The sequence below is a fragment of the Neobacillus solisequens genome, assembly GCF_051233465.1.
Classification (GTDB): Bacteria; Bacillota; Bacilli; order Bacillales; family Cytobacillaceae; genus Neobacillus.
Genome location: NZ_JBKFGJ010000022.1, coordinates 19,533 through 44,199, shown reverse-complemented (window position 1 = coordinate 44,199; position 24,667 = coordinate 19,533). Strand labels below are relative to the sequence as shown.

Sequence of the window (24,667 nt, the reverse complement as noted above, 5' to 3'; positions counted from 1 at the left end):
ATTATGGATTCCTCCTTCTTTTTATTTCACTATATTAAAATAGCTTTTTAAGAATAATTCAAATTGGTCTGCTTGAATATTTTCTTTAAGTTCTTTGCCATCAATCCTATTTGTAAAAGAAGAATCAGTTAAAATCATGTTCCCTTTTTCAGTTATTCTTGTCACAAGGTAGTTTTTATTAAATGGAGATTGATCACTTTCCACGATAATTTGCTGGACCCTTGATAATTCATTAAGATCCTTGACTGGACGAGTTGTATCAAAGGTATAGCCCGTAACCCAATCCTGATGTTTGTGTCTAAGTTTCATCTCAAGTACATAATTCCCATATTCAGTCCTTTCCTCTTTTATTCTGAATTCTCCGTTACGAGAGGAAACGCACTCTCCCGTTAACGGCACAGGAACTAGAGGTAGATTCCCGCCAAAGCCTGTGTCAACCGCATACTTATTTCCTTTATATGTCAATATGTTAATGACATGTGTCCGGCCGGTTGGGCTCCACGTCAGCCGTTCAGCATTATAGGTAGACCCTAGAACAAGGGTAACTTCAAAACCATTTTCCATTAAAAACTGGTACAGAATCGTATTTAATTCATAGCAAAGCCCCCCTTGGTTTCTTATTAATATTTTTTCAGCCACATTGTTTAAAGTCAGTGGGTGTATTTCATTTCGAATAATTGATAAATTCTCAAAGGGTATAGCAAGCGCTGTTTTCTCTAATATCACCGGCAAAGTTTCAAAGGTAATGGTTTCATCTATTGGGAAGCCAATTCGGGAGCGGAACTGTTTATTAATTTGCACTAATCTATTTCCTCCGTCCTATTTAAGTTTGTTACAATATATTTAATCAAATCATGAGGTGATGTCAATGTGCGGCCGTTTTACTCTGACAGCAAGCATCGAACAAATAATCGACCGTTTTGAGATTCAGGCATTTCTTGATGAAGAAAATTTTGAACCAAGCTATAATATCGCCCCTTCCCAATCCGTGTTGGCCGTCATAAATGATGGCAGGAAAAACCGTATGGGATACCTAAGATGGGGACTAATTCCGCCATGGGCAAAGGATCTATCTATTGGCAGTAAAATGATTAATGCCCGGGCAGAAACGTTAATGGAGAAACCAAGCTTCCGCAACGCATTTCAAAGAAAACGCTGCTTAATCATAGCTGACAGTTTTTATGAATGGAAACGGAATGATGACAAATCGAAAACGCCAATGCGCATTCAACTGAAATCCAATGAATTATTTGGTATGGCTGGGATTTGGGAGCAGTGGAAGTCTCACGATGGACAAGCTATTTTTTCCTGTTCGGTGATCACCACAGTTCCGAACGAATTAATGAATTCGATCCATGACCGGATGCCCGTCATTTTTAAACCTGAAGATGAGAAAAAATGGTTGAACCCCGCCATTAAAGACCCAAATACGTTACATCCCATGCTGGTTCCTCTCGATCAGACGTTAATGGAGGCATATGAAGTATCCTCCTTGGTGAACTCACCGAAAAATAACGCAATAGAGCTCATTCAAAAAATATGCTAACACACATTTTTTTAAAACTGGACAAGAATACTACATGCCAGTCCATCTTGTTACATATACTTTACTAACCCATTAAGTTTTTCCTTCTTTTTGTGGAGTGGCGAATGCCGCTCCTTTTTTTTTGGGTATGATTCCCTCAAATGGCGAATATATTTTAAAAATTAGTTTCGCGATTGATTGAAAGGAGTCACAAAATGTTTTTTTTACCTACGAGACTCACTATTGGCGAAATGAAAGTTGGCAGCCCCGATCATAAGAGCGGAATTTTTTTTGGAGAAAATTTCTTTAAAGGAACTAATGTTGGAGGTAAAAAGAATCAAGGTTTTGGCCAGCAGTTTGGGGATTGCTCGATCACAGGCTTTCCAATTAACATTGTTTATGATGATGAATTCATAGATGCCCCCGTAATCAAAATCAACAAAAATCTTTAATTTTCGGGAGTGATTAATGTGAATATTGCACCGATGCAAATAAATTTTCTAGGCTTTAAAATAAATACGATAGATAACACGGCATTTGTCAATTTTGGACCGAATCAATTTATCGATCAATTAACATCTTATAAAAGAAATCAAGGATTTGGCGAACAAAACGGTGACATTTCCCCTGTCAATATTCCGATTTCGTATGTCGTTGACCCTGATGTGACAGACAGTAATACGGCTAAAAACAGTGTAATATAAAGGAGGTAAAGTCATTGATATTTGCTCCAATGGTTGTCAATCTTGGTAATATCAAGGTGAATGTTTTTGACCATGCCTCAGTCATGAACATGGGCCCAAACCAATATATTGATCAATTCGTTTCTTACAAACGGAACCAAGGCTATGGTGAACAGAATGGCGACATTGCACCGTTTATTATTCCAATTAACTTCGTATTTGACGCAGATATAAGTGACAGCTGGACCGGCAAAAGCAGCATCATTTAAGGAGCTTGAAAAAATTTTCAAGTTCCTTTTTTTAATTCCTCAATCGCTCAAAACTAGCCTTACTTCCCTCGATTTTTAATAGAAAAACATCAGGATTCGAAAGTTTTTTCCATTCTTCAAAACTAAAGCTCCTATCAAAATAGTTGATTAGTAAGGACATGATATTACCATGGGTAACTATAATGGCTGTTTTATTATCTTGCACTTCCTCTACCACCTTTAAGATTCGTTTCTGTGCTTCCCTGCTTGATTCCCCACCTTCTAATTTCTTCTCAAAATCTACAAAGGTTTCCTTTAGTTGTTCCAACCAATCCACCAAATTTTGGGTACTTAATACGCGTTCAGCTAATCGAGGATCTTTCTCGATATTTAGCTGTAATTTCTCCGCAAGTGGTCGGATGGACTGAATAGCACGTATATATGGGCTGGAAATAATTTGGTCAACCTTCTTGTTTGATAAATAGTTAGCCAAATCGTTTGCTTGACTGAGGCCCTTTTCGGTTAGAGATGATTCAGCCGGCTGCCCCTCCGCCTCACAATGTCTAATGACGTATATGTTTTTCAACATTTTCACCCCAGAGATTTATATTTTCCTAATTTTCCAATTTATTATAAACTATGATTAGTAGAAAAAATAGGAAAAGAGGAAAATTTTATGGACAATCTAGTTTCGCAATTCGAAGTCTTGCCCACCACCTGTATTTCTGATGCCATGGAGGGGTTAAATAACCTTCATCCTTCTATTAAACCTTTAAAGGAGGAGTACAAATTAGCAGGCAGGGCCTTTACTGTTAAAATTCCTGTTGGTGATAATCTCGCTGTCTTACGAGCGATCCGTGAAGCAAAACCGGGTGATATTTTGGTTATCGATGCGAAGGGTGACCAATATCGGGCAATAGCTGGAGATTTTGTTGTAGGAATGGCTCAAACTTTAGGGATTGGCGGCATTGTAGTTGACGGTGTGATAAGGGATATCGTAGGGATTAAAGCTCTTGATTTCCCTGTATTCTGTAAAGGTACAGCGGTGGCAGCGAGTGGCAAAGCTGGCATTGGAGAAATCAATGTGCCCATTTCATGTGGCGGTATGCCGATTCAGCCAGGAGATCTCATCGTTGGAGACGCTGATGGGGTTGTGGTGATTCCACAGGCGATTGAACAAACAGTATTAGAAAAAGCATTAAATAAATGGCATAAGGACCAAGTGAGGGAAGAAAAAATTTCGGGAAACCGAGAAGCTATCCGTAAGCATTTGGATGAACTGCTTGCTAAATAATTAGTAAAGGGTTGTATAGAACAAGACTATACAACCCTTTTTTCACAAATCTAAATGTAGTATGAACATTTCCCCGTTTCGTCCCCAGGCACGGACACCCTTATCAATGAACCCCGTTTTTTTGTAAACGTGCTGTGCTGCAACATTTTTACAATTAACCGCTAATATGACCTCATTCACACCCGAAAAATGCTCTTTCACAAACTCAGGCAATTGCATCATCGACTTTTGGGCAATCCCTTTTCCTTGATATTTTGGATTAACAGAAAATGCCCGAAGAAGAAGCGCCTGATCATTTTCCCAGTATTCCTTCACCCCCTCCTGTCCATGCAGTACAAAAAAGCCCGCGGGTTCGTCATTAAACAAAATCACAACAGGATAACGTCCCGGGTCCTCGTCACAAATTTTCAGTGCATCCAGTGGTTCACTAGTAAACTTTAGTTGATCCCCCTCTAATACATAATCTTCAAAAAAGGTTTTATAATCAGGGGTGTAAAACGCTAGACGCGTTAGTCCCCCAAGTGATGTTCTCTCCATTTTCCCTATCCCCTTTAACCAAAAATAGGGCCATTCCGCCCTCATATGAGTTATAACTATGTATTATTTTTCCTGAGCTGCTAGCCATTCCTTAACATCATAAATACCATAAATGTCACTCTTAGATTTTTCAAAAACATCATTAGAACCTTCTGTTGAATACGAAAATATGAAATGCGTTGGTGTTTCAGTTAAAACACGGAAGGAATGAAGATCACCATCTGCCAATTCCACCATATACACTTGCCCAGATACGACAGCATTGGTATTCAATAAATTATTTGCCATTACGTACACCACTCCTTATTCATGATTCAAAAATCTCGTATGGGAAACCTTTTATAAGTAAAGGTTGAAAAGAACCAACATCCTGACGATCATTTGGATCCCATTCGTTATATTACAAAAACCCTTATTCATAAACTATAATATATTATTCTAATATTCGACCTGATTTTCCTTTTTTTTATCATGAAAAAAAGGCCCTGCATCGCAGAACCTTTTCCCAAAAGTTAATGACCAATTGTCGCTTCGTCAACATGCTTAACATACTTATGATTAAAGACTATAAAGATTACAGAAATAAGGACAAATGCACCACCTACATAAAATGGAACACTTGAGTTGTACCATTCAGCTAATTTACCGGCAAAATATGGTGCAATGGCCCCCCCTATAAATCGTAAAAAGCTGTATGCGGCAGATGCTGTTGATCTTTCAACTGGCGCTGAATTCATCACGGCTGTGGTGATAAGCGTGTTGTTGTTTCCTAGTAATGCACCTGCTACAACGACTGATGAAATGATTAACCATTGAGTGGAAGTCCAGATCCCCATCGCAATTAAAACAAGAGCAAACAATGTTAACATTGCAGCCATTGACTTAACCGTTCCAAATCGTTTTTGAAGAATCGGTGCTGTAAATACTGAAGTGATAGCAAGCAAAATTCCCCATCCTAAAAAGACAAAACCAATTCCATGTTCATCAAGTCCCATTACAAATGGTGCATAGGCTAATAAAGTGAAGAATCCAAAATTGTAAAGAGCGGCACCAATTCCAAAAATTAATAAGGAACGGTGTTTCAATGCACGGAAAGGATCTTTAATGGAAGTTTTCACTTGTGAAACCTGGGCAGAGCCAGCTTTATTTGGCATTAGAATGATTAAACCGAAAAATGCCACTACCATTAAAACTGCCACACCTAAAAATGGGCCTCTCCAAGACATTCCACCAAGCCAGCCTCCAAGCAGAGGTCCTACTGAAATCCCTAAACCAATTGCGGCTTCATATAAGATAATTGCTTTGGCTGTACCACTTGTGGACAGCGAAACAATTGCCGCTAAGGCTGTTGCTACGAATAAAGCATTACCAAGTCCCCATCCCCCACGAAAACCAACTAGTGCCCAAATGTTGTTTGAAAAACCTCCTAGCGCGGAAAATACAGCAATTAAAATGATTCCAACAATTAGTGTCCATTTTATACCAAGTCGTGATGAAATCATTCCAGTTATAAGCATAGCTACTGCCATAACAGCATTATAACTCGTGAAAAGCAACGTAACTTGACTAGGAGTCGCTTGAAGTTGTTTTGCAATCGCAACCAATATCGGATCAACAAGCCCCAGACCCATAAAGGCAATAATACACGCAAAAAAAACTGCCCATACTGCCCTTGGCTGATTTAAAAAATGACTTTTTGTATCAGTTTCCGACGCAACCTTTGCCGATGACGCAGTTACTGATTGTGATGTTGATGACATTCTAAATTTCCCCTTTGTTTGTTGATAGTTGTATAATGAAAGTATATATTTGTATTATACAACTAGTTTTGAATATGTCAATACTCTTATTTATTGAATTTTTTGAAATATTAAACACGCAAACGCTTTTATTAAAGCATGGATTTTATGATAGGATAAACATAGAAATGTGTGCAAAAGTGAGGACAAAAAAATGAGAGAAAAATCCTTGGAAATGATTGATCTGGAGCTGGCCATCCTTCTCAGGCGTATTACATCATCAAATCGAAAATTGGGTCATTTGGACCGCTCAGCCTATTTATTACTTCACCGTTTCATCACCAGAGGACCAGCAGGAGTTAAAGTATTGTCGGATGAATTCCATTTAGATATCTCAACAATAAGCAGACAAACCGCTGCATTGGAGCAAAAGGGATATGTATATAGAATTCCTGATCCAACAGATGGTCGAGCCTATACTCTTCATATTACCGAATTAGGAAAAAATGAGTTTTATGAACATCAGCAAACGAGATTATCAGCAATTGGGGAAAATGTTAAAGACTGGCCGGAATATGACTTACAGCATTTTGGTGAACTTTTAAGGAAATATAATCATTCTTCAACGAATAAATAAGTTATGGTGAGTTTTATATTCCGAAGGGTTGCATAAGCGACCCTTTTTTGATGCATTCAGCTTCTTTGGGCTGCAAGTGGCTTTATTGGCGACCTCTTCTTACGCATTTTAAATTTTCCGGGCTTCAAGAGACTCTATTGGCGACCTTCTTTTAAGGAAATAATTTATTCAGGAATCAACCACTTAAAACTAATAGCAAGTTTAAGCTCTAAATACATACTCACTCATCCATGATCCTCCCCTTTCCTTTTTATCATAAATCAACTGCCTCGTATCTCCCGAAGTTTCCTCCGACAAAGCAAATATTTCAGAAATTAAAGGAGGATAAGGGCTATTCCGAATATGTTGGACCAAACCTATCCAAACATGATCAAAATCCATTGCCGCACAAAATTGAAACCAAAACTGCACTGTTTCACTCTTAGTAATAATATAGGGATAAATCGATTCAATTACATGAATAATTTTTAAAGCCTCTTCCTTCGTCATCATATCCCACCTCATATTTATTTTTTACAAGTTTCGATCATCTAAAAACTGTTTAAAGGAATTTATTACATGAACTTATGTTAGGTTCCATAAAAAGAGTTAATTAAGAAACTCTTACAAGGGGAATGTTATAAAAAAACGAGAAAGGGTTTGTTTATAATGAAGAAGAAGAAAGTATTTTCCCTTGCAATGATCATCCTTCCTTGGCTTACTATTCTGTTTATGGATAAAAAGTCATTCTTGCGGTATTTACCTGTGGCAAGTTTTGTTAATTTATTTATTAGTGTCTTTAGTGTCATCAGCAATAAGAGAAGTTGGTGGGTAAATAAAAATCCATTTTCACCAGGTAATGTAGATTTTTCATACATTTTAGGACCATATTTTGTTGCAACGCTATGGATTTTTAAACTAACTTTTGGTAATTTCCCAAAATATTTGATTACCAATGTTGTCCTTAATACCCTTAACGCTTTCCCAATGGCTTATGCTTGGGAAAAGGTTGGTGCATTTAAATTTAAAAAAATTAATCATATTGGTTGGTACTTTATTTGTATCATACTTTCGATAATAATTTACGGTTATCAATATTTAGTGGAAAAGACCATTGTGAATCAAAATAAGATGAATTCAGAAAAAAACCACTTAGACCAGTAGTCTAAGTGGTTTATCAAACCATTTAATTCACAAACCGTTCAATCTTCCCTTTTGCACTCCAATATTCATTACGCAGATGGACTTTTTGAATTTTTCCTGAAGCAGTTTTTGGAAGTTCATCGACAAATGTAACTCCAGTTACTGCTTTAAAATGGGCTAATTTTTCTCTGGAAAAGGCAATAATTTCTGCTTCGGTTACATGATGATTGTCCCGTAAAACAACATAAGCATGCGGAGTTTCACCCCATTTTTCATGTGGGACAGCAATTACGGCTGCCTCAAGAACGGCTGGATGTTCATACAAGGCCCCTTCCACTTCGATCGATGATATATTTTCTCCGCCGCTAATAATTATATCCTTTTTGCGGTCAACAATATCAATATGACCAAATTCATCTACTGTACCCATGTCACCGGTGTGCAGCCACCCTTCTCGTATGGCTTCCATGGTTGCTTCTTCATTTTTCCAGTACCCAAGCATTACTCCATGGCTCCTTGTTATAACTTCTCCTATCTCCACCCCATCGTGGGCCACTTCTTCACCAAAATCATTGACAACTCGAACATCACACCCAATCATCGGGTAGCCTGCTTTAGCTTTTATTTTTGCTTTGTCTGCTGGAGAAAAATCGTTTAATTGCACTCGTATGGTCGAAATTAGACTAAGCGGTGACGATTCAGTCATCCCATAGACCTGAATAAACTCCCAGCCTAATTCTTTTTCTACTCGAGTTACAAATGCAGGCGGCGGAGCGGAACCTGCTATGACAACACGAACATCCTGTTCAATCTCCGGAAGGTTTTTTTCATAATACTGCAACAACGCATTCAAGACAGTAGGAGCCATGTGCAAAACTGAGACTTTATACTTCTGAACCGCCTGAAAAATGGATTCAGGCGTTGCTTTTTTCAAACAAACATGGGTTGCACCATTGGCAGTGTAGTAAAACGGTGATCCCCAGCCGTTAACATGAAACATAGGAAGAACATGTAAATATACATCACGGTCTGTAACTCTTAGGTGATGCATGGAACTTAGCGCATGCAAGTAATTATTGCGGTGAGTCAACATCACTCCCTTTGGATTACCTGTTGTTCCACTTGTGTAAAGCAAACTGCACACATCATTTTCATCAAGTTCGGCACGGTCAAAAGTTTCCGTTGAAAAACTTGACAGCCATTGATTGTAATCGATTTCATTTGTCGACGAATCGTGATACTGGACAATAATATGCTCCACTGTTTCTAATTTTCCTTTGATTGGTTTAATTAAATCATACAAATCCTGATCGACAAAAAGCACCTTTGACTCGCTATGATTCAAAATAAACAGGTAGTCTTCTGGCTTCAAACGGATATTCAGCGGAACCATGATCGCCCCCAACTGAAATATCCCATAAAATCCTTCGAGCATTTCTACAGTGTTGGGTGCTAAATAAGCAATTCGATCTCCTTTTTTGACCCCCAATTCCTTCAGACCATGAGAAAGCTGGTTAACCCGACCATTTAATTGTTCGTATGTAAATATCCTTTCATCACAATAGACTGCCGGTTTATCCCCATATAAAGCAACAGCTCTGTCCAAAAATTGTGGTAACACTAATGGTACATTCATTCTCCCACCCCATTATAAAAAATTCGAATATTCAAATTAATAGTATCATAGATGTGTGTCTAAATACAATTTTTGTCAAAAAATATATTGTTATTGCTAAGAGCATTTATGTACTATTTATCAAAAAACGGCCATAAAATAGAATATATGTTCGCGAGGAGGCGAGAAGCTTGATCACCAGAGATATGCTAGTACAATATTATGAGCTCAACAAACAGAAAAAGGAAATTGAAATGAAAATGAATGAATTGAAGAATCAGTTTCAAGATTACTTTGATAACTTGATCGGTTCTAATCATAAAGGAGAAGTTACCATTAGCGGCTATAAACTTCAGCGGCAAGTACGTAAAACTGAGCGATTTAACGAGGAAACTACTGTTAAGAGATTAGAAGAATTACAGCTTCACGATCTGATCCTAACCGTTAAAAAGCCTGATGATGCAAAAATTAAAGCAGCACTAAGCCTTGGTTTACTAAAGGAAGAACAATTAGAAGGGTGTATGATTACCTCGTTAACGCCAGCCATTTCGGTAAAACCATTGGTTCCCCGATAATTTTTAAAAGGACCTTTCAGGTTCTTTTTTTCTTGAGAATGAAGGATTTATTCAAACTTCTATCGAAGTACTAACTCGTACACATTTTGTCGTTTGGAAAGGGGACAACTACATGGCAAGTCCAGAAAGTTTGATGGTTAAACAATTATTAAAGGCCCAATCAGCCGGCCAAGGCCAGCCTGCGGCTGCTGAATTTAGTATTGAAGCAGCTCGTCAAGGCCTTGAAATGTTATCAGCTTTAACCCCCGATGTATCAGATGTTCAAGTTGAAAAAACAGCTATTGAAGGAATACCGGCAGAGTGGGTTTCCGCCCCAAATGCGAAGGCAGACCGGGTGTTCCTTTACCTACATGGAGGAGCCTATATCATGGGAAGCTGCAATACCCATCGCTACTTAGCCTCCAAACTATCCTTCTCCACTGAAGCACGTGTTCTCGTTCCTGAATACCGTTTAGCACCTGAACATCCTTTCCCAGCAGCGTTAGAAGATGCGTTACATGCTTACCATTGGCTGTGTTCTTCCGGCTACCAACCAGAAAACATTATTATTGGCGGTGACTCTGCTGGCGGCGGATTAACCATGTCTACTCTATTAACCTTAAAAGAAAATGGGGAACCATTACCGGCAGTAGCTGTATTAATATCACCGTGGACCGATTTGGCAGGTACTGGAGAATCCATGGAAACACGTAAAGAAGCTGACCCGTGGTTAAGTCCGAATTTGACTTTAGAAGTTCCCGTTATGTACCTTCGTGAAATAGATCCAAAAAATCCAATCGTATCACCGATTTACGCAGATTTATCCGGTTTACCTCCAATGATTGTACATGTCGGAAATGATGAAATCCTGTTGGACGACTCCACCCGCCTTGTTGATCGTGCCCTTTCAGCTGGTGCTGACGTAACCTTCAAAATCTGGGAAGATATGTGGCACGTGTTTCAAACCTTCACCATTCCGGAAGGCCAACAATCAATTGACGAAATCGGCGAGTTTGTTAAGAGCAAATTAAGGTAAGCTTCTGAAAGCAGCGGGTGTGCTCGTTGCTTTTTAATTTTGATAGTTTATGATTAAATTATTTTTATAATCTGAATAAAGGGGAATAGATATGAATCATTCAATCATTATTAAAGAATTAACGAATAAACGAGAATGGCTTGAGGCATTTCCGGTTATGCAGCAATTACGTACACATTTAGATGAAGACAGCTTTCTTGAGATTGTAGAGGAAGCCGTGGCAAAAGAAGATTACAGATTGGCGGCCGTTTTTGAAAATGATCAAATTGTTGCTGTCACTGGATTTATGCCGATGATTACTCTTTACAACGGAAGAGCCATTTGGGTATGCGATCTCGTTACAGATGCAAACGTTCGCTCCAAAGGTCATGGAAGAGCCCTGCTCTCCTATGTTGAAAACTGGTCAAGAGAACATGGCTATGAAGCTGTATCCCTCTCCTCCGGACTTCAGCGAGTAAATGCGCACCGGTTTTATGAAGAAAAAATGGAATATGATAAGACTAGTTATGTCTTTTTAAAGAGACTATAAGGCGAATTACATTTGATAATAGATGAGGGCCATTTTCACTTGGGGGTACCGGGAGTGATCTTTCAACTTATGAAAAACAGTTTTGATGGAGGCCAATGGGGATTTTTGAGGTCGTAGGCTTTGAAAGACACTTTCGATGAAACCAATAGAGATTTTGACGTTCATTGTGCTTATGAACGACATTTTCAGTGGACCCCATGCAAATTATGGCGTTCATCGTGCTTATGAAAGACACTTTCGCTGGACCCCATGTAAATTATGGCGTTCATCGTACTTTATGAAAGACACTTTCGCTGGACCCCATGCATATTATGGCGTTCATCTGGTTTATGAAAGACACTTTTCGTGGACCCCATGCAAATTATGGTATTCATCGTACTTATGAAAGACACTTTCGCTGGGCTCCATGCAAATTATGACGTTCATCTGGTTTATGAAAGACACTTTTCGTGGACCCCATGCAAATTATGGTATTCATCGTACTTATGAAAGACACTTTCGCTGGACTCCATGCAAATTATGGCATTCATCAAGCCTTTGAAAGACAATTTGAATGAATCCAATAGAGGTTTTGGCCTTCATTGACCTTTTGAAAAACATATTTCATTTAATTTATCAAGAATTGTCCTTCACTGAGCAAATGAAGGACAATTCCTAATTTTTTTAGATTGTTTTTGTACTTCCTACTCCTTCAAGGACCTCGTCTATGTATTTTGCAGTGCTTCCTCTGCCAATTTCTCTTCATCTTTCCAGCCCTTACAGATATCTACCCAACCTTTTGCAAAAGAATATTGCTCCAACTCATCCAACGTTAATTCCATTGCTGAATTACTGCTGCCACAAGCAGGAAAAAGAGTCTCAAACCGTTGCATAGATACGTCAAGATATACTTCAAGGTCATTTTTTAAACCAAATGGGCATACTCCACCGATAGCATGTCCTGTTTGTTCTAGCACTTCATCAGGAGAAAGCATCCTCGCCTTGAAACTATACGTTTCACGGAATTTTTTGTTGTCGATTTTGGCATCACCTGCGGCCACAACCAAAATGGCAGCTTCTCCTGCTCCTCTAAACGATAACGTTTTGGCAATTCGAGCCGGTATACAGCCAATCGCTTCAGCCGCCAGATCCACCGTTGCACTCGAAGCTTCGAATTCCATGATATCCCTTTCACGATTCCATTGCTTAAAATGAGCTTTTACACTTTCAAGTGACACCTTTCTCATCCTTTCCCTATAAGTTTTATCATGTATGAGAACAATTTTTCCCTGGATATACAACAAAACAGATTGGAATTAGATCATATAAGATTTGGTTTATTTTTCCACATTAACTTTTCCTTACTCCATCCGATATTATTATCATATTGATATTAGAAATTTTTAAGAGGATGGCGATTACTTTGAGTATACGCAAAAAGCTTTATCTATTGTTGAGTATTTTAATAATGTCTTTAATTCTGATTGGCGGGTATTCTATAATTAATATTAATTCTGTAAATGAGAAAACTTTAAAGCTTAATGACCAATTATCTATACAAAATCAATTAAAAAATATCCAATTTCGATTAACTGGAATATCAAATGACGAAAGAGCCTTCCTAATTAACGGCGACTCTATTTATCCAATAGAAATGGAGAATAAAGCCGAGGAAATTAAAAAGAACTTAACTTCTATAAAAGGTTTAGTGGATGATCAACAGGAAAAAGATAATATCGAAAAGATAGAGTCGGCATATAATGAATATTGGAATTCAAGTCAAAAAGTTGTGGATTACTACCATACCAATAAAGAACAAGCTCTTTTAGTCCATTTTGGGGAAGAAAGAACCGTACGTAAAGATATGCTGGACCCACAAGTAAATAAATATACGGACGAACTGACTAAAAAGAACAACAGCCAAAAGGTTTCTATTAAAAATGAAATGACAAGGTTCATATATATTCTTATTGCTTTAACGGCTTTAGTAACATTTATCGGTATTTTCTTTGGTTTAACCATTATTCGGTCTATCATTAAACCTTTGAATCTTTTAAACCGACAAATGGATAAAATTGCAACTGGCGAGGCTGATCTCACCCAGTATATTGAGGTAAAAAATAAAGATGAATTTGGGCAGTTAGCCAATTCATTTAATGAATTTGTTAAATCCATCAGGGATATTATTAGAAGTATCAATTCTACATCCAGTCAAGTAACCTCCTCAGCAGAAGAATTTTCTACTAGTTCAGAGCAAGCCAAAATCGCTACTGAACATGTGGCTGAGTCCATGCAAGAAATTGCTACAAGCACTCATAAACAAAAAAATATGGTGGAAGAAACGACGTTCTCATTAAAAGAGTCTGTTCTGGCACTAGCCAATATTACATCTTACTCTTCTAACGTGGCACATAAGTCATCAGCTGTTAAAGAAAAAGCTGAAATCGGTGCAGAATCTGTATCAAAGATTGTGGGCCAAATGGATTCTATAAATGCTTCAGTGGATGGTACTGTGGATGGAATTACATCTTTGAATGAATCTGCAGGAAAAATCAGTAATATTACCAGTTTAATTAACGATATAGCTTCCCAAACAAATTTATTAGCACTAAATGCTGCGATTGAAGCTGCCCGTGCTGGTGAGCATGGAAAAGGTTTTGCTGTTGTTGCCGATGAAGTAAGAAAATTAGCGGAACAGTCTAGCCAATCCGTTAATCAGATCAATGAGTTAGTCGTAAACATCCAACGTGAAACTGAATCATCAAAAGCATCCATAGAAAACGTAAAAGAAAATGTATCCCTTGGGATGGTTATTACAAAAGAAACTGCGAATAAGTTTAATGAAATCCTAACAGAAATTGAATTGGTATCTTCGAATATCCAAGAGATTGCGGCTACTTCCGAGGAGCTCAATTCCAGTTTTGCTTTTGTTGCGAACTCGGTTGAGGAAGTTTCTTATATGACAAAAGAAACGACGTCAAGCATTGAAATGATTGCTGCTTCAACAGAAGAACAAATGGCATCTTCCAGTCAAATATCAAATTCTGCCAAAAGCCTCGCTGCTTTAGCAAATGAATTACGAAATATGATGAAACGTTTTACTGTCTAATAAAAAGAAGTCAACGACGAGTTGACTTCTTTTTATTAACTTTAAAATTTATAAAGAAGAAATGATATAAATTTTTTATATTCAGAAATAAAGGAAGACTCTCGATTTAAAAGTTATATTCGGGTAATCGAAATTTTAATTATTATTCCGAAAAATTTTCTCCATCGCTTTTCCCTTCGCTAATTCATCTATAAGCTTATCTAAATAGCGAATTTCCTGCATAGTTGGTTCTACAATATCTTCCACTCGGACACCGCAAACCACCCCTTTGATTAAAGCCCTTGAAGGATTCAGTTGTGGAGCTTCCGCAAAGAAAGTCTTAAAGTCTGTCTGTTTTTTCAGTTGCGCTTCTAACTCTTCATGGCTATACCCTGTTAACCAAAGGATGATTTCATCGACTTCTGTTTTCGTACGTCCTTTTTTCTCCGCCTTCATAACATAATGGGGATAGACACTTGCGAAACTCATTGTATAGATCTTATGTTTGGTCATGCTACATCCTCCTTTTTTCTTAAGTCTATCACATTTGGCTGTTAAGAATTTCTTCTCATTTACCCTTTTCTTATTTAATTAAATACCTTAAACAGGTTCACCTTAACGCATCTATATAAGTTTCTTTCCATAAGTAATACATAAAAAACTTAGTGCAAAATATTTGATATATTGAAAATTGTGTTTCTATAATAGAATAGTAAAGTTTATGCTTAGACATTCCTATAAGAGAAAGTAATTTTATACCTATGTCTAAAATTCTTATTTATCAGGAAGGTGAAAAGCAATGAGCACTATGCTAGTTGCGAAAGAACGGGTCGATTTTCGAAAATCAGCTTTACATCAATTAAGAGGCGAAGGAAAGATCCCATCAGTGGTCTACGGAAAACATGAAGAAAGTAAAGCAATCACTGTCAATAACGCGGATCTACTAAAAGTCATTAGAAAAGTAGGGAGAAATGGAATTATTTCATTGAACGTGAATGGACATTCTGAGGATGTCATACTTGCGGATTATCAATATAATCCGATTAGTCATGATATTCTTCATGCAGATTTTCATCATATCAATATGTCAACTAAGATTCATGTCCTGGTACATGTGGTCTTGACTGGATCTTCGGAAAGTACTGAAATTGGAGGAATTCTCCAACAGTCTCTGCATGAGTTAAATATTTCAGCCAAACCAAAAGATATCCCTGAAACCATTGAGGTCGATATCTCCAAAATTAAAATAGGCCATACCATTAAAATTGGCGATATCAGACAAAACTACAGCAATATAGTGATTAATCACGAAGATGATGAGGTAATCGTTACCGCACTAGCTTCAAAAATAGAAGAAGAAAGCACCGAGGAACAACAGGATGCAAAAAAAGAAATAGAAACTGCTACAGGATCCCAAGCCTAAAATAAATAGTCTTCAAAATGGCACTCATTCTTTTGAGTGCTATTTCTTTAATCTTATTGATACCAAGATCTTAATATCGCTTCTCTACAATCCCCTTTTTAAACGCCAAACCTAAAAAATAATCTTATATTTTAAATCGAAAAAATTTTAGATTCCAAATCGTATAAAAACTTCATATAAAAATCTCAAAGCAATAAAAAAACTCACTCCTTATATGATTTTTTCATATAAACAAGTGAGTTTTTTAAAGTGTAGGTTATCTTAGTAAGTAACAAATGTTTATCACACTTTTCGAGGGAACATTTAAAGACGAATGCCATCACCCATCGGTCTTGTGTTAAACTTTAGTCACAATCATTGAAATATACCTTTACTTTATAAGTATTAAACGTTGGTTGATCAAGTTTTTGAGCTAGCTTTTTTCAATTATTCCCCTAAATCAACATTATGGTAAACTTGTTGAACATCCTCTAAGTCTTCCAGAGCATCGATTAATTTTTCAAATTTAGGTACAACATCTTCTGGAACTGTGATTTCATTTTGCGCTAACATCGTTAATTCTGCAACAGTGAACTCAGTAATACCTGCTGTTTTGAAAGCTTCCTGTACAGCGTGGAATTGATCTGGAGCAGCATACACTACAACTTGGTTATCATCTTCCTCTATGACGTCACGTACATCGACATCTGCTTCCATTAATAGCTCAAGAACTTCCTCTTCCGATTTACCCTCGACACCAATAACGGCTGTTGCATCAAACATATAAGCTACAGAACCGCTGACACCCATATTTCCGCCATTTTTACCAAACGCAGCACGAACTTCTGATGCTGTACGGTTTACGTTATTAGTTAAGGCATCAACGATGATCATCGACCCGTTTGGTCCGAAACCCTCGTAACGTAGTTCGTCAAAGCTTTCATCAGAACCACCTTTTGCTTTATCAATCGCACGGTCAATAATATGTCTAGGCACACTATATGTTTTTGCCCGTTCAAGTACAAATCTTAAAGCGGTATTTGATTCTGGATCAGGTTCACCTTGTCTCGCTGCTACATAGATTTCACGTCCAAATTTTGCATAAATACGACTCGTATTAGCATCTTTTGCCGCTTTTTTGTCCTTGATATTATTCCATTTACGTCCCATATGAACACTCTCCAATTAATTTGAATCTGCACAAAACTATTATAATGAAACAAGCACTTCTTCAACACTTTTTCAAAATAACAATCTTGAAAAAATAAATATATTTTCACAGCAAATATTATAACCTAATTAAACTGCCAGATAAAACCCCTAAGCTTTAAAAATTTTTAAGAATGGGTAATAATTCAAAAAAAGGGCCCTCTAATTGGGAAGGCCCTTTGTAGATATTATACCAACATTTGGAACAAGGTGCTGTCTTTGTTCACTTCACGGTAGACAAATCCTTTTGTTTTAATCCGTTCAACCAATGGGAAGTAGTCATCTTTATCCTTTAGTTCAATCCCAACTAAAGCTGGACCTGTTTCTCGGTTGTTCTTTTTCGTATATTCAAAGTGGCTGATGTCATCATTTGGCCCAAGAACATCGAATAAGAATTCTCTTAATGCACCGGGACGCTGAGGAAATTGAACAATGAAATAGTGCTGCAGACCCTCATATAGCTTAGAACGCTCTTTAATTTCCTGCATGCGGCCAATATCATTATTGCCTCCACTAACTACGCAGACAACCGTTTTGCCCTTGATTTGGTCAGTATATGTATCCAAGGCGGCGACTGAGAGAGCACCTGTTGGCTCGACAACAATGGCATTTTCGTTATATAGGGACAAAAGGGTCGTACACACTTTACCTTCTGGTATAACAACAATATCATCAACAATATCTTTTACAATATTGAATGTTTTGGACCCAACCGTTTTAACGGCTGCCCCATCTACAAATGGATCGATTTTTTCTAATGAAACAACCTCTCCTTTTAAAATGGATTCCTTCATCCCAGGAGCTCCTGCAGGCTCTACCCCAATTAACTTAGTGTGAGGGGAAAAATGTTTAAGATAGGTTCCAACACCAGCCAGAAGTCCACCTCCGCCAATTGCAGCGAAAAGGTAATCAATTTTTTCATGGCAATCGTTGAGAAGTTCCACACCAACTGTTCCCTGTCCTGCAATCACGTCGAAGTCATCAAACGGATGGATAAAGGTCCGCTTTTCCTCCTTACTACATTCCATCGCTTTATAATAGGCATCATCAAACGTGTCTCCCACCAACACAATTTCTACACTCTCTTTTCCCCAAAACTTCACCTGATTTACTTTTTGTTTTGGCGTTGTGCTTGGCATAAAGATTTTCCCATTGATTTTTAAAAGGTGACAAGAATAAGCTACACCTTGGGCATGGTTTCCCGCACTTGCACAAATAATTCCGTTTCTCATTTCTTCTTCACTTAGTTGTTTAATACGATTATAAGCGCCGCGGATTTTGAATGATCGTACACTTTGCATATCCTCGCGCTTTAAGTAGACATGACAGCCATATCGTTCTGATAACAAATGGTTGTATTGTAATGGAGTCGGTGAAATCACGTCTTTAATGGTATGACTGGCAATAATGATATCCTCTACATTCAAAGCTTCCTTTTCTACCTGTTGACTCATGATTACATTTCCTCCCTGGGTTTTACTTACCGTTTGGTTCAATCTAAACAACTCCCAATCTATTTATAAACAATAAAAAACCCGCCCCTATAGGTATAGGGACGAGTTGGCTCGCGTTACCACCCTACTTCCGCAGCATGATCTTTTAAATACATGTAGCGGCTCTCGATAATCGTACGTTTGAAGTACGTTTCCATTGTAACGGCGGAATTCCCGGCGCAGCTTACTTACATGTTCAGCTACACATCTCCGAGGTGATCTTCAGAAATGGCCTGTCATCGGCTTTCACCACCCGCCGACTCTCTTGAGACAAGCTCAAATCCTACTCTTCTCATCATTGATTCAACTTTAATTTTTAATAAGGTTACCATCGAAAAAAAATCTTGTCAATATATTTTGACTATTTTTTATATTTAGACAATTGATAAAGCGCTTACATTTCTAATTGGTGCCTGTCACCATTAGATGCTATAATCTAATAGGAGTTAGATAATTCTGAAATTACAGAAAGGAGTGATGCCGCTTGTTAATTCCGTATAACGGGAAGTCGCCTACGCTTGATGAGTCAGTATTTGTTGCCCCGGGGGCTTATATAATTGGTGATGTTCAAATTGGGAAAGGTTCAACGGTTTGGTTTAACGCTGTTATTCGAGCAGACGATGGTCCGATTGTCATTGGGGAGCGATGCAGCATACAGGATAATTCGACGATTCATTTGTATGAAGGGTTCCCTGTTACCATTGAGGACGATGTCACCATCGGACATAATGTTATATTGCACGGTTGTAAAGTCGGCAAGAAATCAATCATTGGCATGGGGTCCACCCTATTAGATCAAGTAGAAGTCGGAGAGGAATGCATCATCGGTGCCAATACACTTCTTGCGGGTGGTATCAAAATCCCCCCCGCTCCCTCGTCCTCGGCTCACCGGGTAAAGTAGTTCGCCAACTTAGCGAAAAGGACCTGCAAATGCTCAAAATGTCCAGCGAACACTATGTCCATAAAGGGAAAGAATTCAAAGAAATTCTCGATAATATGTAAATAAATGAAAAAGGTGACAGGCACCTAGTATACCAGGTACCTGTCACCTTTTCTTCTTAAGTTTGCGATGTTTCCCTCGTTTTCGATGGGATTAGAAAACTTAGGAAGACGGTGAAGATGCTTAGGATAAGTGCGTATAGAAATACGTTTTGGATGCCATTTGTAATGTTGGGGGTATGGTTGATAATGACTCCCATGACAGTGACACCAACTGAAGTTCCGATATTCCGTAGAAACATTTGCAGTGATGTAGATATTCCTTTAATGTTTGATTCAGCAAATTCTTGAGAAGCAATGGTTCCTACCGCAAATAATAGGCCAAATGCAACTCCCTGAATCGTCAAAATGATAAATAAATTCATATACGATATATCTTTTATAAACAAGTATAGTCCAAATCCTGAAATCGCCGTTATAAAACTCCCGATGATAAATAATTTTTTATAACCGTAACGAATAATCCATTTCCCTGCAGGGGTACTTCCAAACATCCAGCCAACAGCCGTACTTAAAAGAATTAATCCGCTTTGATAAATACTCATGTGTTTACCCTGCTGTAAATATAACGGAATAAAATTCGATGTACCGAAAAATGACAAGCAGTATACTAGCATAAACAAATTGGTCATCAGAATTCCTTTATTTTTAAACAATGAAACGGGTAAAAACGGCTGGGTTTCCTTTTTTTCAACAATTGCAAATAGGATGAATCCCACACAGCCTGCAATCACATACCATAACGGATCGCTAACATTAGTTGCCAGCAATAAAAGCGAAATGGAGAACCCAAACAGAAAGAAGCCTTTAAAATCAATATATGTCTTTTTAAACTCCATTTGTTCTTTATAAGGCAGTAAACATAGCAATGTGGCGATACCGATTGGAATATTAATAAAAAAGATCCATCTCCACGTTAAAGTCTCCACAAAAAACGACCCCATTACTGGTCCGATAATAGAAGAAAGAGCCCAAATCGAACTAAAAACAGCTTGGATCTTTCCGCGTTTCTCGATGGTAAATAAATCCCCTACAATAATCATGGAAAGCGGAATCATACCTCCAGCCCCAAGACCTTGGACCCCGCGGTATATAATCAACATGACCATTGAATTAGCCAAACCACAAAGAATTGAACCAAAAGTAAACAGCCCAACAGCAATCATTAACAGCTTTTTTCTGCCATACATATCAGCAAGTTTTCCGTATAGCGGTACCGTTACCGTACTGGCTAGCATATAGACTGCAAAGATCCATGCGAAAAGTTCCATTTTCCCAAGCTGTTTCACGATTGTCGGACTCGCGGTTTGCATGATATTAGCATCTAGCGCCGAAATGAGGGTCGTTATGACCAGACCCCAAAATACATATCTATTTTTCCCCATAAGTTCCTCCTAGATGTAACTTCTAAATTGCCTTTTATTTACATCAAAGACAAAACACTATATTATTATAACAAATAACCTAAATATAGTAATCTATTTATTTCGATTACAGAATTATATTAGAATAAAAAACACCAACAAAGTTGGCGCTCATTTAGCAATAATGTACCTCTTTTTTCAAATATGGTTGCGTGACGGTTGGTAGAATGACCTCAATGGTAGTACCGACATTTTCTACGCTATTAATGTTCAATACACCATGATGACTTTCAACGATTTTAAAGCACGTCATCAGTCCAAGCCCCGTCCCTTTTTCCTTTGTTGTATAGAATGGTTCTCCGAGGGTAGAAATCCGATCCTGAGGAATCCCAACACCTTGGTCAATAATTTGAATAAAAATACTGCCTTCCTCTTTCTCCTGTACCTTTATATGGATATCTCCACCCTTAGGCATAGCTTCAATGGCATTTTTTAATAGATTTAAAAAAACCTGCTTCAATTGGTTTTCTTCACAGCAAACGTTTGGTAATTTTTGATCAAATTCTGCAAAGATCTGGACATTATTTAGTATTGATTGAGTGTTGATTAATGTAACAACATCTAAAATTATATCCTTAATATTCCGTTCAACAAATACTACAGCTGACGGTTTAGCTAAAACCAGGAATTCACCCACAATAGTATTGATTCGATCCAATTCGGTTAACACGATATCGTAATATTCTTTCTTTAATTGATTATGCTTAAATAATTGAATAAAACCTTTAATTGATGTAAGTGGATTCCTGATTTCATGGGCAATCCCAGCAGCCATCTGACCAAGAAGAGCCAATTTCTCTGATTTTTGCAGCAGTCTCTCGGTTTCTTCCTTTTTTTCGGTAATATCTTTACCAACTGTCAGAACCGCTTCTTCTCCCCCAAACAGAATCCTGATGGAGGATGTTTCAAAAACAAATTTAGAACCATCCCGTCGTTTTACTTTATATTCAATTGCGCATAATGGGAGCTGTTCTTTTTTTACTTGCTTCATTCTCTCTAAATAACGCTCCTGGTATGCCGCATCCAAATGATCCAAAATGGATTCTCCTATTAATTCCTCAATGGAACTCCTGCTAAGCTGCTTTACCGTTGCCATATTGGCATAAATAATTTTATTCTCTCGATGTATAAACACAGCTTCTGGTAAGGTGTCCAATAGTCGTTTATAGCTTTCTTCACTAAGACGTGCTTTTTTTTCAAAAAATCTGGCCCGATCATATTGCCATCCAACAAACCAGGCAATTACTGTAAACATAAAAAAATCTATCGTAAAAAAAGAATCTTCACCCGTAAGTGTTTGATATGCGGTAAATGAAACGGATAGTAATACAAGCGTTAACTGTCCCCATTTTTTCATATTTGTTACCCTCTTATTTTATCTCAGTTACCTTTTAATTCGACAATTTCTCTTCAATTCCTCCAAAATTACAGAGAAATTCCAATACGATTGAAAAATAGGAAAAATAAAAACCCGCAAATAACAATGCGGGATTTTACCAAGGATATTCTCCTTCTTTATGTTTATCGGTTTTTGAAAAATATTCAGGCTGGTAGTGGTGAACAAATTTCATCGTATTGGCGTTAATATAGCCAGCTCCATAGGTTGGATCCTCAGTATGCCACCCTCCATTGAGTTTTACTTCATTCCACGCGTGATTCTCACCATATACCACTTTCGCTTCAATACCAACAGCACGATGGAGTGCAGCGCTTAGATCAGCGTAACCAGAGCATAAAACAATACGTGATTGAAAGGTCTCCAAAGCTGAATATAATGGAGGTTTGTCAGAATTAGCGAGTGGTGCATTATAGGTGATATGTTTGGTAACCCACTCAAAAATAGCTTTTGATTTATCAATGTCCGTTTGCTTACCGCTAGTTACATTTTTCGCAAGCGTAATCAAACTGGGGTCATCACTTTGAACCATAAAACTCGGCTGTAAATTGGGTTCTCCATCATTTAAATGATAAACTGCATAGCCCAGGACCTTATTGGGATCATCCGGTTTGTCTTGATAATATTCGTCCAGATTGATTATCACATCCCCTACATTATAAACTAGGGCGTATTCGTACTGTATTTTACCTTTGGAAAAAGGGATTTTTAACGAAGTTTTCTTATTCGCCCGTGATTCATCTATATCCAAAATGATCCCTTTTGCTTCATGAAATTTACCATAAGGGGTTGGAGTTCCTGTAACAATGAGCTTTCCTCCCTCAACTGCTACCTGATAGGTTTGTATAGTCGTTGGGGAATACTTTTCATTTGGAGCCGCAGTCTCGACCGCTTGAGTTGTGTCTGTTTCCTGTGGTTGTTGCTGTGTAGGCAATTCTGTTTGGGAATGATTTAGATTTAGTAAAATTCTAATTTGTTCCGTTGTGGGTAATTGATCTTTATATGACAAATACATAAAAGCTAATATACATATAAAAAAAACAAATAATTTTTTCATGTTACAGTCAACTCTGCTTTCGTTTTTGGGACTCATGGTTTTGACAATATTCTTCTTTTAAAATAGAATACATGTTCAAATCCCAATGTTTTTCTTTACAGTATAATGCTTTTCTCATGATTCCTTCAAATTTCATACCACACTTTTCCATGACCCGTTGTGACCCTATGTTTTCAACAAAGCAGCGGGCTTGGATTCGGACCAGACCCATTTTATTAAAACCAAATTGGATCAGTTTCTCTGCTGCTTCCGAAGTAATTCCTTTTCCCCAAAAATTAGGATGAATCACATAACCGATTTCAGCAGTTTTATGGTGTTGGTTCCAAGTTACAAAGTCGATAGTGCCTATTAATCTCCTAGTTCCCTTGTGTTCTATTCCCCATGGAGCTACTTTCTTATTTTCATATTGATGGAAAACATTATCAATGAATGTTTGAGTGTCTGCAAGGGACTGGTGGGTATCCCATGTAACAAATCGTGTCACTTGGGGATTGGAGGCATAGGAGTACATGGCCACTAGATCATTTTGAGTAATCTTTCTTAAAATGAGTCGCTCTGTTTCCAATGCAGGCAAATCACCATAAATTTCTTCCATCTCCATTAGCTCCACCCCTTAAAAATCGTTATCCACATTATATAGGAATTTTAGAAAATATAAAATCATTGAGTAATTGGATATTTTGGAAGTACGGTGTATTTTTAAAGTGATGAGGGACGGATTTCTGGGGTAGCTGATAGATTTGTCTTTCATGAAGGTGATGAAAGACATTTTGACTTGGTTCTATTAAGATTTTGGCTTTCATTGCTGCGATGAAGAACATTTTGACTTGGTTCTATTAAGTTTTTGGCTTTCATTGCTGGGATGAAGGACATTTGGACTTGGTTCCATTATGATTCTGGCTTTCATTGCGGGGATGAAGAACATTTTGACTTGGGTCTATTAAGATTTTGGCTTTCATTGCTGCGATGAAGAACATTTTGACTTGGGTCTATTAAGATTCTGGCTTTCATTGCGGGGATGAAGGACATTTGGACTTGGTTCCATTAAGATTCTGGCTTTCATTGCGGGGATGAAGGACATTTGGACTTGGTTCCATTATG

Annotated in this window: 27 protein-coding genes, 1 pseudogene and 1 other annotated feature; of the genes and pseudogenes, 13 read left to right on the top strand and 15 right to left on the bottom strand. The window is 37.7% G+C overall.

Annotation, left to right across the window (positions count from 1 at the left end):
• Positions 1-21 precede the first annotated feature (21 nt).
• Positions 22-801, bottom strand: coding sequence for an arylamine N-acetyltransferase family protein (locus ACI3K6_RS20350; protein ID WP_435556265.1), 780 nt, complete (start codon positions 799-801; stop codon positions 22-24).
• Between the two features lie 67 nt (positions 802-868).
• Between ACI3K6_RS20350 and ACI3K6_RS20345 the strand changes: the two genes are divergently transcribed.
• From ACI3K6_RS20345 to ACI3K6_RS20330, 4 genes are all read left to right on the top strand, one after another.
• Positions 869-1,546: an SOS response-associated peptidase gene (locus ACI3K6_RS20345; protein WP_435556264.1), complete on the top strand. Its 678-nt coding sequence runs from the start codon at positions 869-871 to the stop codon at positions 1,544-1,546.
• 194 nt (positions 1,547-1,740) lie between these two features.
• On the top strand, positions 1,741-1,977 hold the full coding sequence (locus ACI3K6_RS20340) for a hypothetical protein (RefSeq protein WP_435556263.1): 237 nt from the start codon (positions 1,741-1,743) through the stop codon (positions 1,975-1,977).
• A gap of 33 nt (positions 1,978-2,010) precedes the next feature.
• A complete protein-coding gene (locus ACI3K6_RS20335) occupies positions 2,011-2,229 on the top strand; it encodes a hypothetical protein (protein ID WP_435556352.1) in 219 nt (72 codons plus the stop codon).
• A gap of 14 nt (positions 2,230-2,243) precedes the next feature.
• Positions 2,244-2,477 carry a hypothetical protein gene (locus tag ACI3K6_RS20330; RefSeq protein ID WP_335478244.1) on the top strand — a complete coding sequence of 78 codons (234 nt, stop codon included), beginning with the start codon at positions 2,244-2,246 and terminating at the stop codon, positions 2,475-2,477.
• Positions 2,478-2,508: 31 nt separating this feature from the next.
• Here the strand turns inward: ACI3K6_RS20330 and ACI3K6_RS20325 are convergent, their stop codons facing one another.
• Positions 2,509-3,045, bottom strand: coding sequence for a histidine phosphatase family protein (locus tag ACI3K6_RS20325; protein WP_435556262.1), 537 nt, complete (start codon positions 3,043-3,045; stop codon positions 2,509-2,511).
• 87 nt (positions 3,046-3,132) lie between these two features.
• Between ACI3K6_RS20325 and ACI3K6_RS20320 the strand changes: the two genes are divergently transcribed.
• Positions 3,133-3,750, top strand: a complete 618-nt coding sequence (locus tag ACI3K6_RS20320; protein WP_335478240.1) for an RraA family protein — start codon at positions 3,133-3,135, stop codon at positions 3,748-3,750.
• A 42-nt stretch (positions 3,751-3,792) separates the two neighbouring features.
• Here the strand turns inward: ACI3K6_RS20320 and ACI3K6_RS20315 are convergent, their stop codons facing one another.
• From ACI3K6_RS20315 to ACI3K6_RS20305, 3 genes are all read right to left on the bottom strand, one after another.
• Entirely contained in the window at positions 3,793-4,287 is a 495-nt protein-coding gene (locus ACI3K6_RS20315; protein WP_435556261.1) for a GNAT family N-acetyltransferase, read from the bottom strand.
• Positions 4,288-4,350: 63 nt separating this feature from the next.
• Complete coding sequence (locus tag ACI3K6_RS20310; RefSeq protein ID WP_435556260.1) at positions 4,351-4,575, bottom strand: hypothetical protein; 225 nt, start codon at positions 4,573-4,575, stop codon at positions 4,351-4,353.
• Between the two features lie 224 nt (positions 4,576-4,799).
• The gene (locus ACI3K6_RS20305) at positions 4,800-6,047 is read right to left on the bottom strand and encodes an MFS transporter (protein ID WP_435556259.1); all 1,248 of its coding nucleotides are present in this window, start codon (positions 6,045-6,047) and stop codon (positions 4,800-4,802) included.
• A 193-nt stretch (positions 6,048-6,240) separates the two neighbouring features.
• Here ACI3K6_RS20305 and ACI3K6_RS20300 point away from each other — a divergent pair, with 193 nt between their 5' ends.
• Entirely contained in the window at positions 6,241-6,663 is a 423-nt protein-coding gene (locus ACI3K6_RS20300; protein ID WP_335478232.1) for a MarR family winged helix-turn-helix transcriptional regulator, read from the top strand.
• 201 nt (positions 6,664-6,864) lie between these two features.
• Here the strand turns inward: ACI3K6_RS20300 and ACI3K6_RS20295 are convergent, their stop codons facing one another.
• Positions 6,865-7,152, bottom strand: coding sequence for a hypothetical protein (locus ACI3K6_RS20295; RefSeq protein ID WP_435556258.1), 288 nt, complete (start codon positions 7,150-7,152; stop codon positions 6,865-6,867).
• 159 nt (positions 7,153-7,311) lie between these two features.
• Here ACI3K6_RS20295 and ACI3K6_RS20290 point away from each other — a divergent pair, with 159 nt between their 5' ends.
• On the top strand, positions 7,312-7,806 hold the full coding sequence (locus tag ACI3K6_RS20290) for a hypothetical protein (RefSeq protein ID WP_435556257.1): 495 nt from the start codon (positions 7,312-7,314) through the stop codon (positions 7,804-7,806).
• Positions 7,807-7,828: 22 nt separating this feature from the next.
• Here the strand turns inward: ACI3K6_RS20290 and ACI3K6_RS20285 are convergent, their stop codons facing one another.
• The gene (locus ACI3K6_RS20285) at positions 7,829-9,421 is read right to left on the bottom strand and encodes a long-chain-fatty-acid--CoA ligase (protein WP_435556256.1); all 1,593 of its coding nucleotides are present in this window, start codon (positions 9,419-9,421) and stop codon (positions 7,829-7,831) included.
• 170 nt (positions 9,422-9,591) lie between these two features.
• On the opposite strand from ACI3K6_RS20285, the gene ACI3K6_RS20280 reads away from it, so the two are divergent.
• The 3 genes from ACI3K6_RS20280 (at position 9,592) to ACI3K6_RS20270 (ending at position 11,519) form a co-directional block, all read left to right on the top strand.
• Positions 9,592-9,975, top strand: coding sequence for a hypothetical protein (locus ACI3K6_RS20280; protein WP_435556255.1), 384 nt, complete (start codon positions 9,592-9,594; stop codon positions 9,973-9,975).
• A 112-nt stretch (positions 9,976-10,087) separates the two neighbouring features.
• The gene (locus ACI3K6_RS20275; RefSeq protein ID WP_435556254.1) at positions 10,088-10,990 is read left to right on the top strand and encodes an alpha/beta hydrolase; all 903 of its coding nucleotides are present in this window, start codon (positions 10,088-10,090) and stop codon (positions 10,988-10,990) included.
• 91 nt (positions 10,991-11,081) lie between these two features.
• A complete protein-coding gene (locus ACI3K6_RS20270; protein ID WP_435556253.1) occupies positions 11,082-11,519 on the top strand; it encodes a GNAT family N-acetyltransferase in 438 nt (145 codons plus the stop codon).
• Positions 11,520-12,223: 704 nt separating this feature from the next.
• Here ACI3K6_RS20270 and ACI3K6_RS20265 read toward each other — a convergent pair.
• Positions 12,224-12,736 (bottom strand): YbaK/EbsC family protein, encoded by a 513-nt coding sequence (locus ACI3K6_RS20265; RefSeq protein ID WP_435556252.1) that lies wholly within the window; start codon positions 12,734-12,736, stop codon positions 12,224-12,226.
• 185 nt (positions 12,737-12,921) lie between these two features.
• Between ACI3K6_RS20265 and ACI3K6_RS20260 the strand changes: the two genes are divergently transcribed.
• Complete coding sequence (locus ACI3K6_RS20260; protein WP_435556251.1) at positions 12,922-14,607, top strand: methyl-accepting chemotaxis protein; 1,686 nt, start codon at positions 12,922-12,924, stop codon at positions 14,605-14,607.
• A gap of 135 nt (positions 14,608-14,742) precedes the next feature.
• On the opposite strand, the gene ACI3K6_RS20255 is transcribed toward ACI3K6_RS20260, so the two are convergent.
• The gene (locus ACI3K6_RS20255; protein WP_435556250.1) at positions 14,743-15,099 is read right to left on the bottom strand and encodes a DUF2200 domain-containing protein; all 357 of its coding nucleotides are present in this window, start codon (positions 15,097-15,099) and stop codon (positions 14,743-14,745) included.
• Positions 15,100-15,385: 286 nt separating this feature from the next.
• Between ACI3K6_RS20255 and ACI3K6_RS20250 the strand changes: the two genes are divergently transcribed.
• On the top strand, positions 15,386-16,009 hold the full coding sequence (locus tag ACI3K6_RS20250; protein ID WP_435556249.1) for a 50S ribosomal protein L25/general stress protein Ctc: 624 nt from the start codon (positions 15,386-15,388) through the stop codon (positions 16,007-16,009).
• Positions 16,010-16,435: 426 nt separating this feature from the next.
• Here ACI3K6_RS20250 and ACI3K6_RS20245 read toward each other — a convergent pair whose 3' ends face one another.
• Complete coding sequence (locus ACI3K6_RS20245) at positions 16,436-17,158, bottom strand: YebC/PmpR family DNA-binding transcriptional regulator (protein ID WP_435556248.1); 723 nt, start codon at positions 17,156-17,158, stop codon at positions 16,436-16,438.
• A gap of 227 nt (positions 17,159-17,385) precedes the next feature.
• On the bottom strand, positions 17,386-18,651 hold the full coding sequence (gene ilvA / locus ACI3K6_RS20240) for a threonine ammonia-lyase IlvA (protein WP_435556247.1): 1,266 nt from the start codon (positions 18,649-18,651) through the stop codon (positions 17,386-17,388).
• A 94-nt stretch (positions 18,652-18,745) separates the two neighbouring features.
• Positions 18,746-18,998 (bottom strand) — a binding site (T-box leader).
• Between the two features lie 176 nt (positions 18,999-19,174).
• Here ilvA and ACI3K6_RS20235 point away from each other — a divergent pair.
• Positions 19,175-19,692, top strand: a pseudogene (locus tag ACI3K6_RS20235) (gamma carbonic anhydrase family protein).
• 56 nt (positions 19,693-19,748) lie between these two features.
• On the opposite strand, the gene ACI3K6_RS20230 reads toward ACI3K6_RS20235, so the two are convergent.
• From ACI3K6_RS20230 to ACI3K6_RS20215, 4 genes are all read right to left on the bottom strand, one after another.
• A complete protein-coding gene (locus ACI3K6_RS20230) occupies positions 19,749-21,074 on the bottom strand; it encodes an MDR family MFS transporter (RefSeq protein WP_435556246.1) in 1,326 nt (441 codons plus the stop codon).
• Positions 21,075-21,228: 154 nt separating this feature from the next.
• Complete coding sequence (locus ACI3K6_RS20225) at positions 21,229-22,470, bottom strand: ATP-binding protein (RefSeq protein ID WP_435556245.1); 1,242 nt, start codon at positions 22,468-22,470, stop codon at positions 21,229-21,231.
• Between the two features lie 136 nt (positions 22,471-22,606).
• On the bottom strand, positions 22,607-23,566 hold the full coding sequence (locus tag ACI3K6_RS20220; protein ID WP_435556244.1) for a transglutaminase domain-containing protein: 960 nt from the start codon (positions 23,564-23,566) through the stop codon (positions 22,607-22,609).
• A 7-nt stretch (positions 23,567-23,573) separates the two neighbouring features.
• The gene (locus ACI3K6_RS20215; protein WP_435556243.1) at positions 23,574-24,167 is read right to left on the bottom strand and encodes a GNAT family N-acetyltransferase; all 594 of its coding nucleotides are present in this window, start codon (positions 24,165-24,167) and stop codon (positions 23,574-23,576) included.
• Positions 24,168-24,667: the final 500 nt, after the last annotated feature.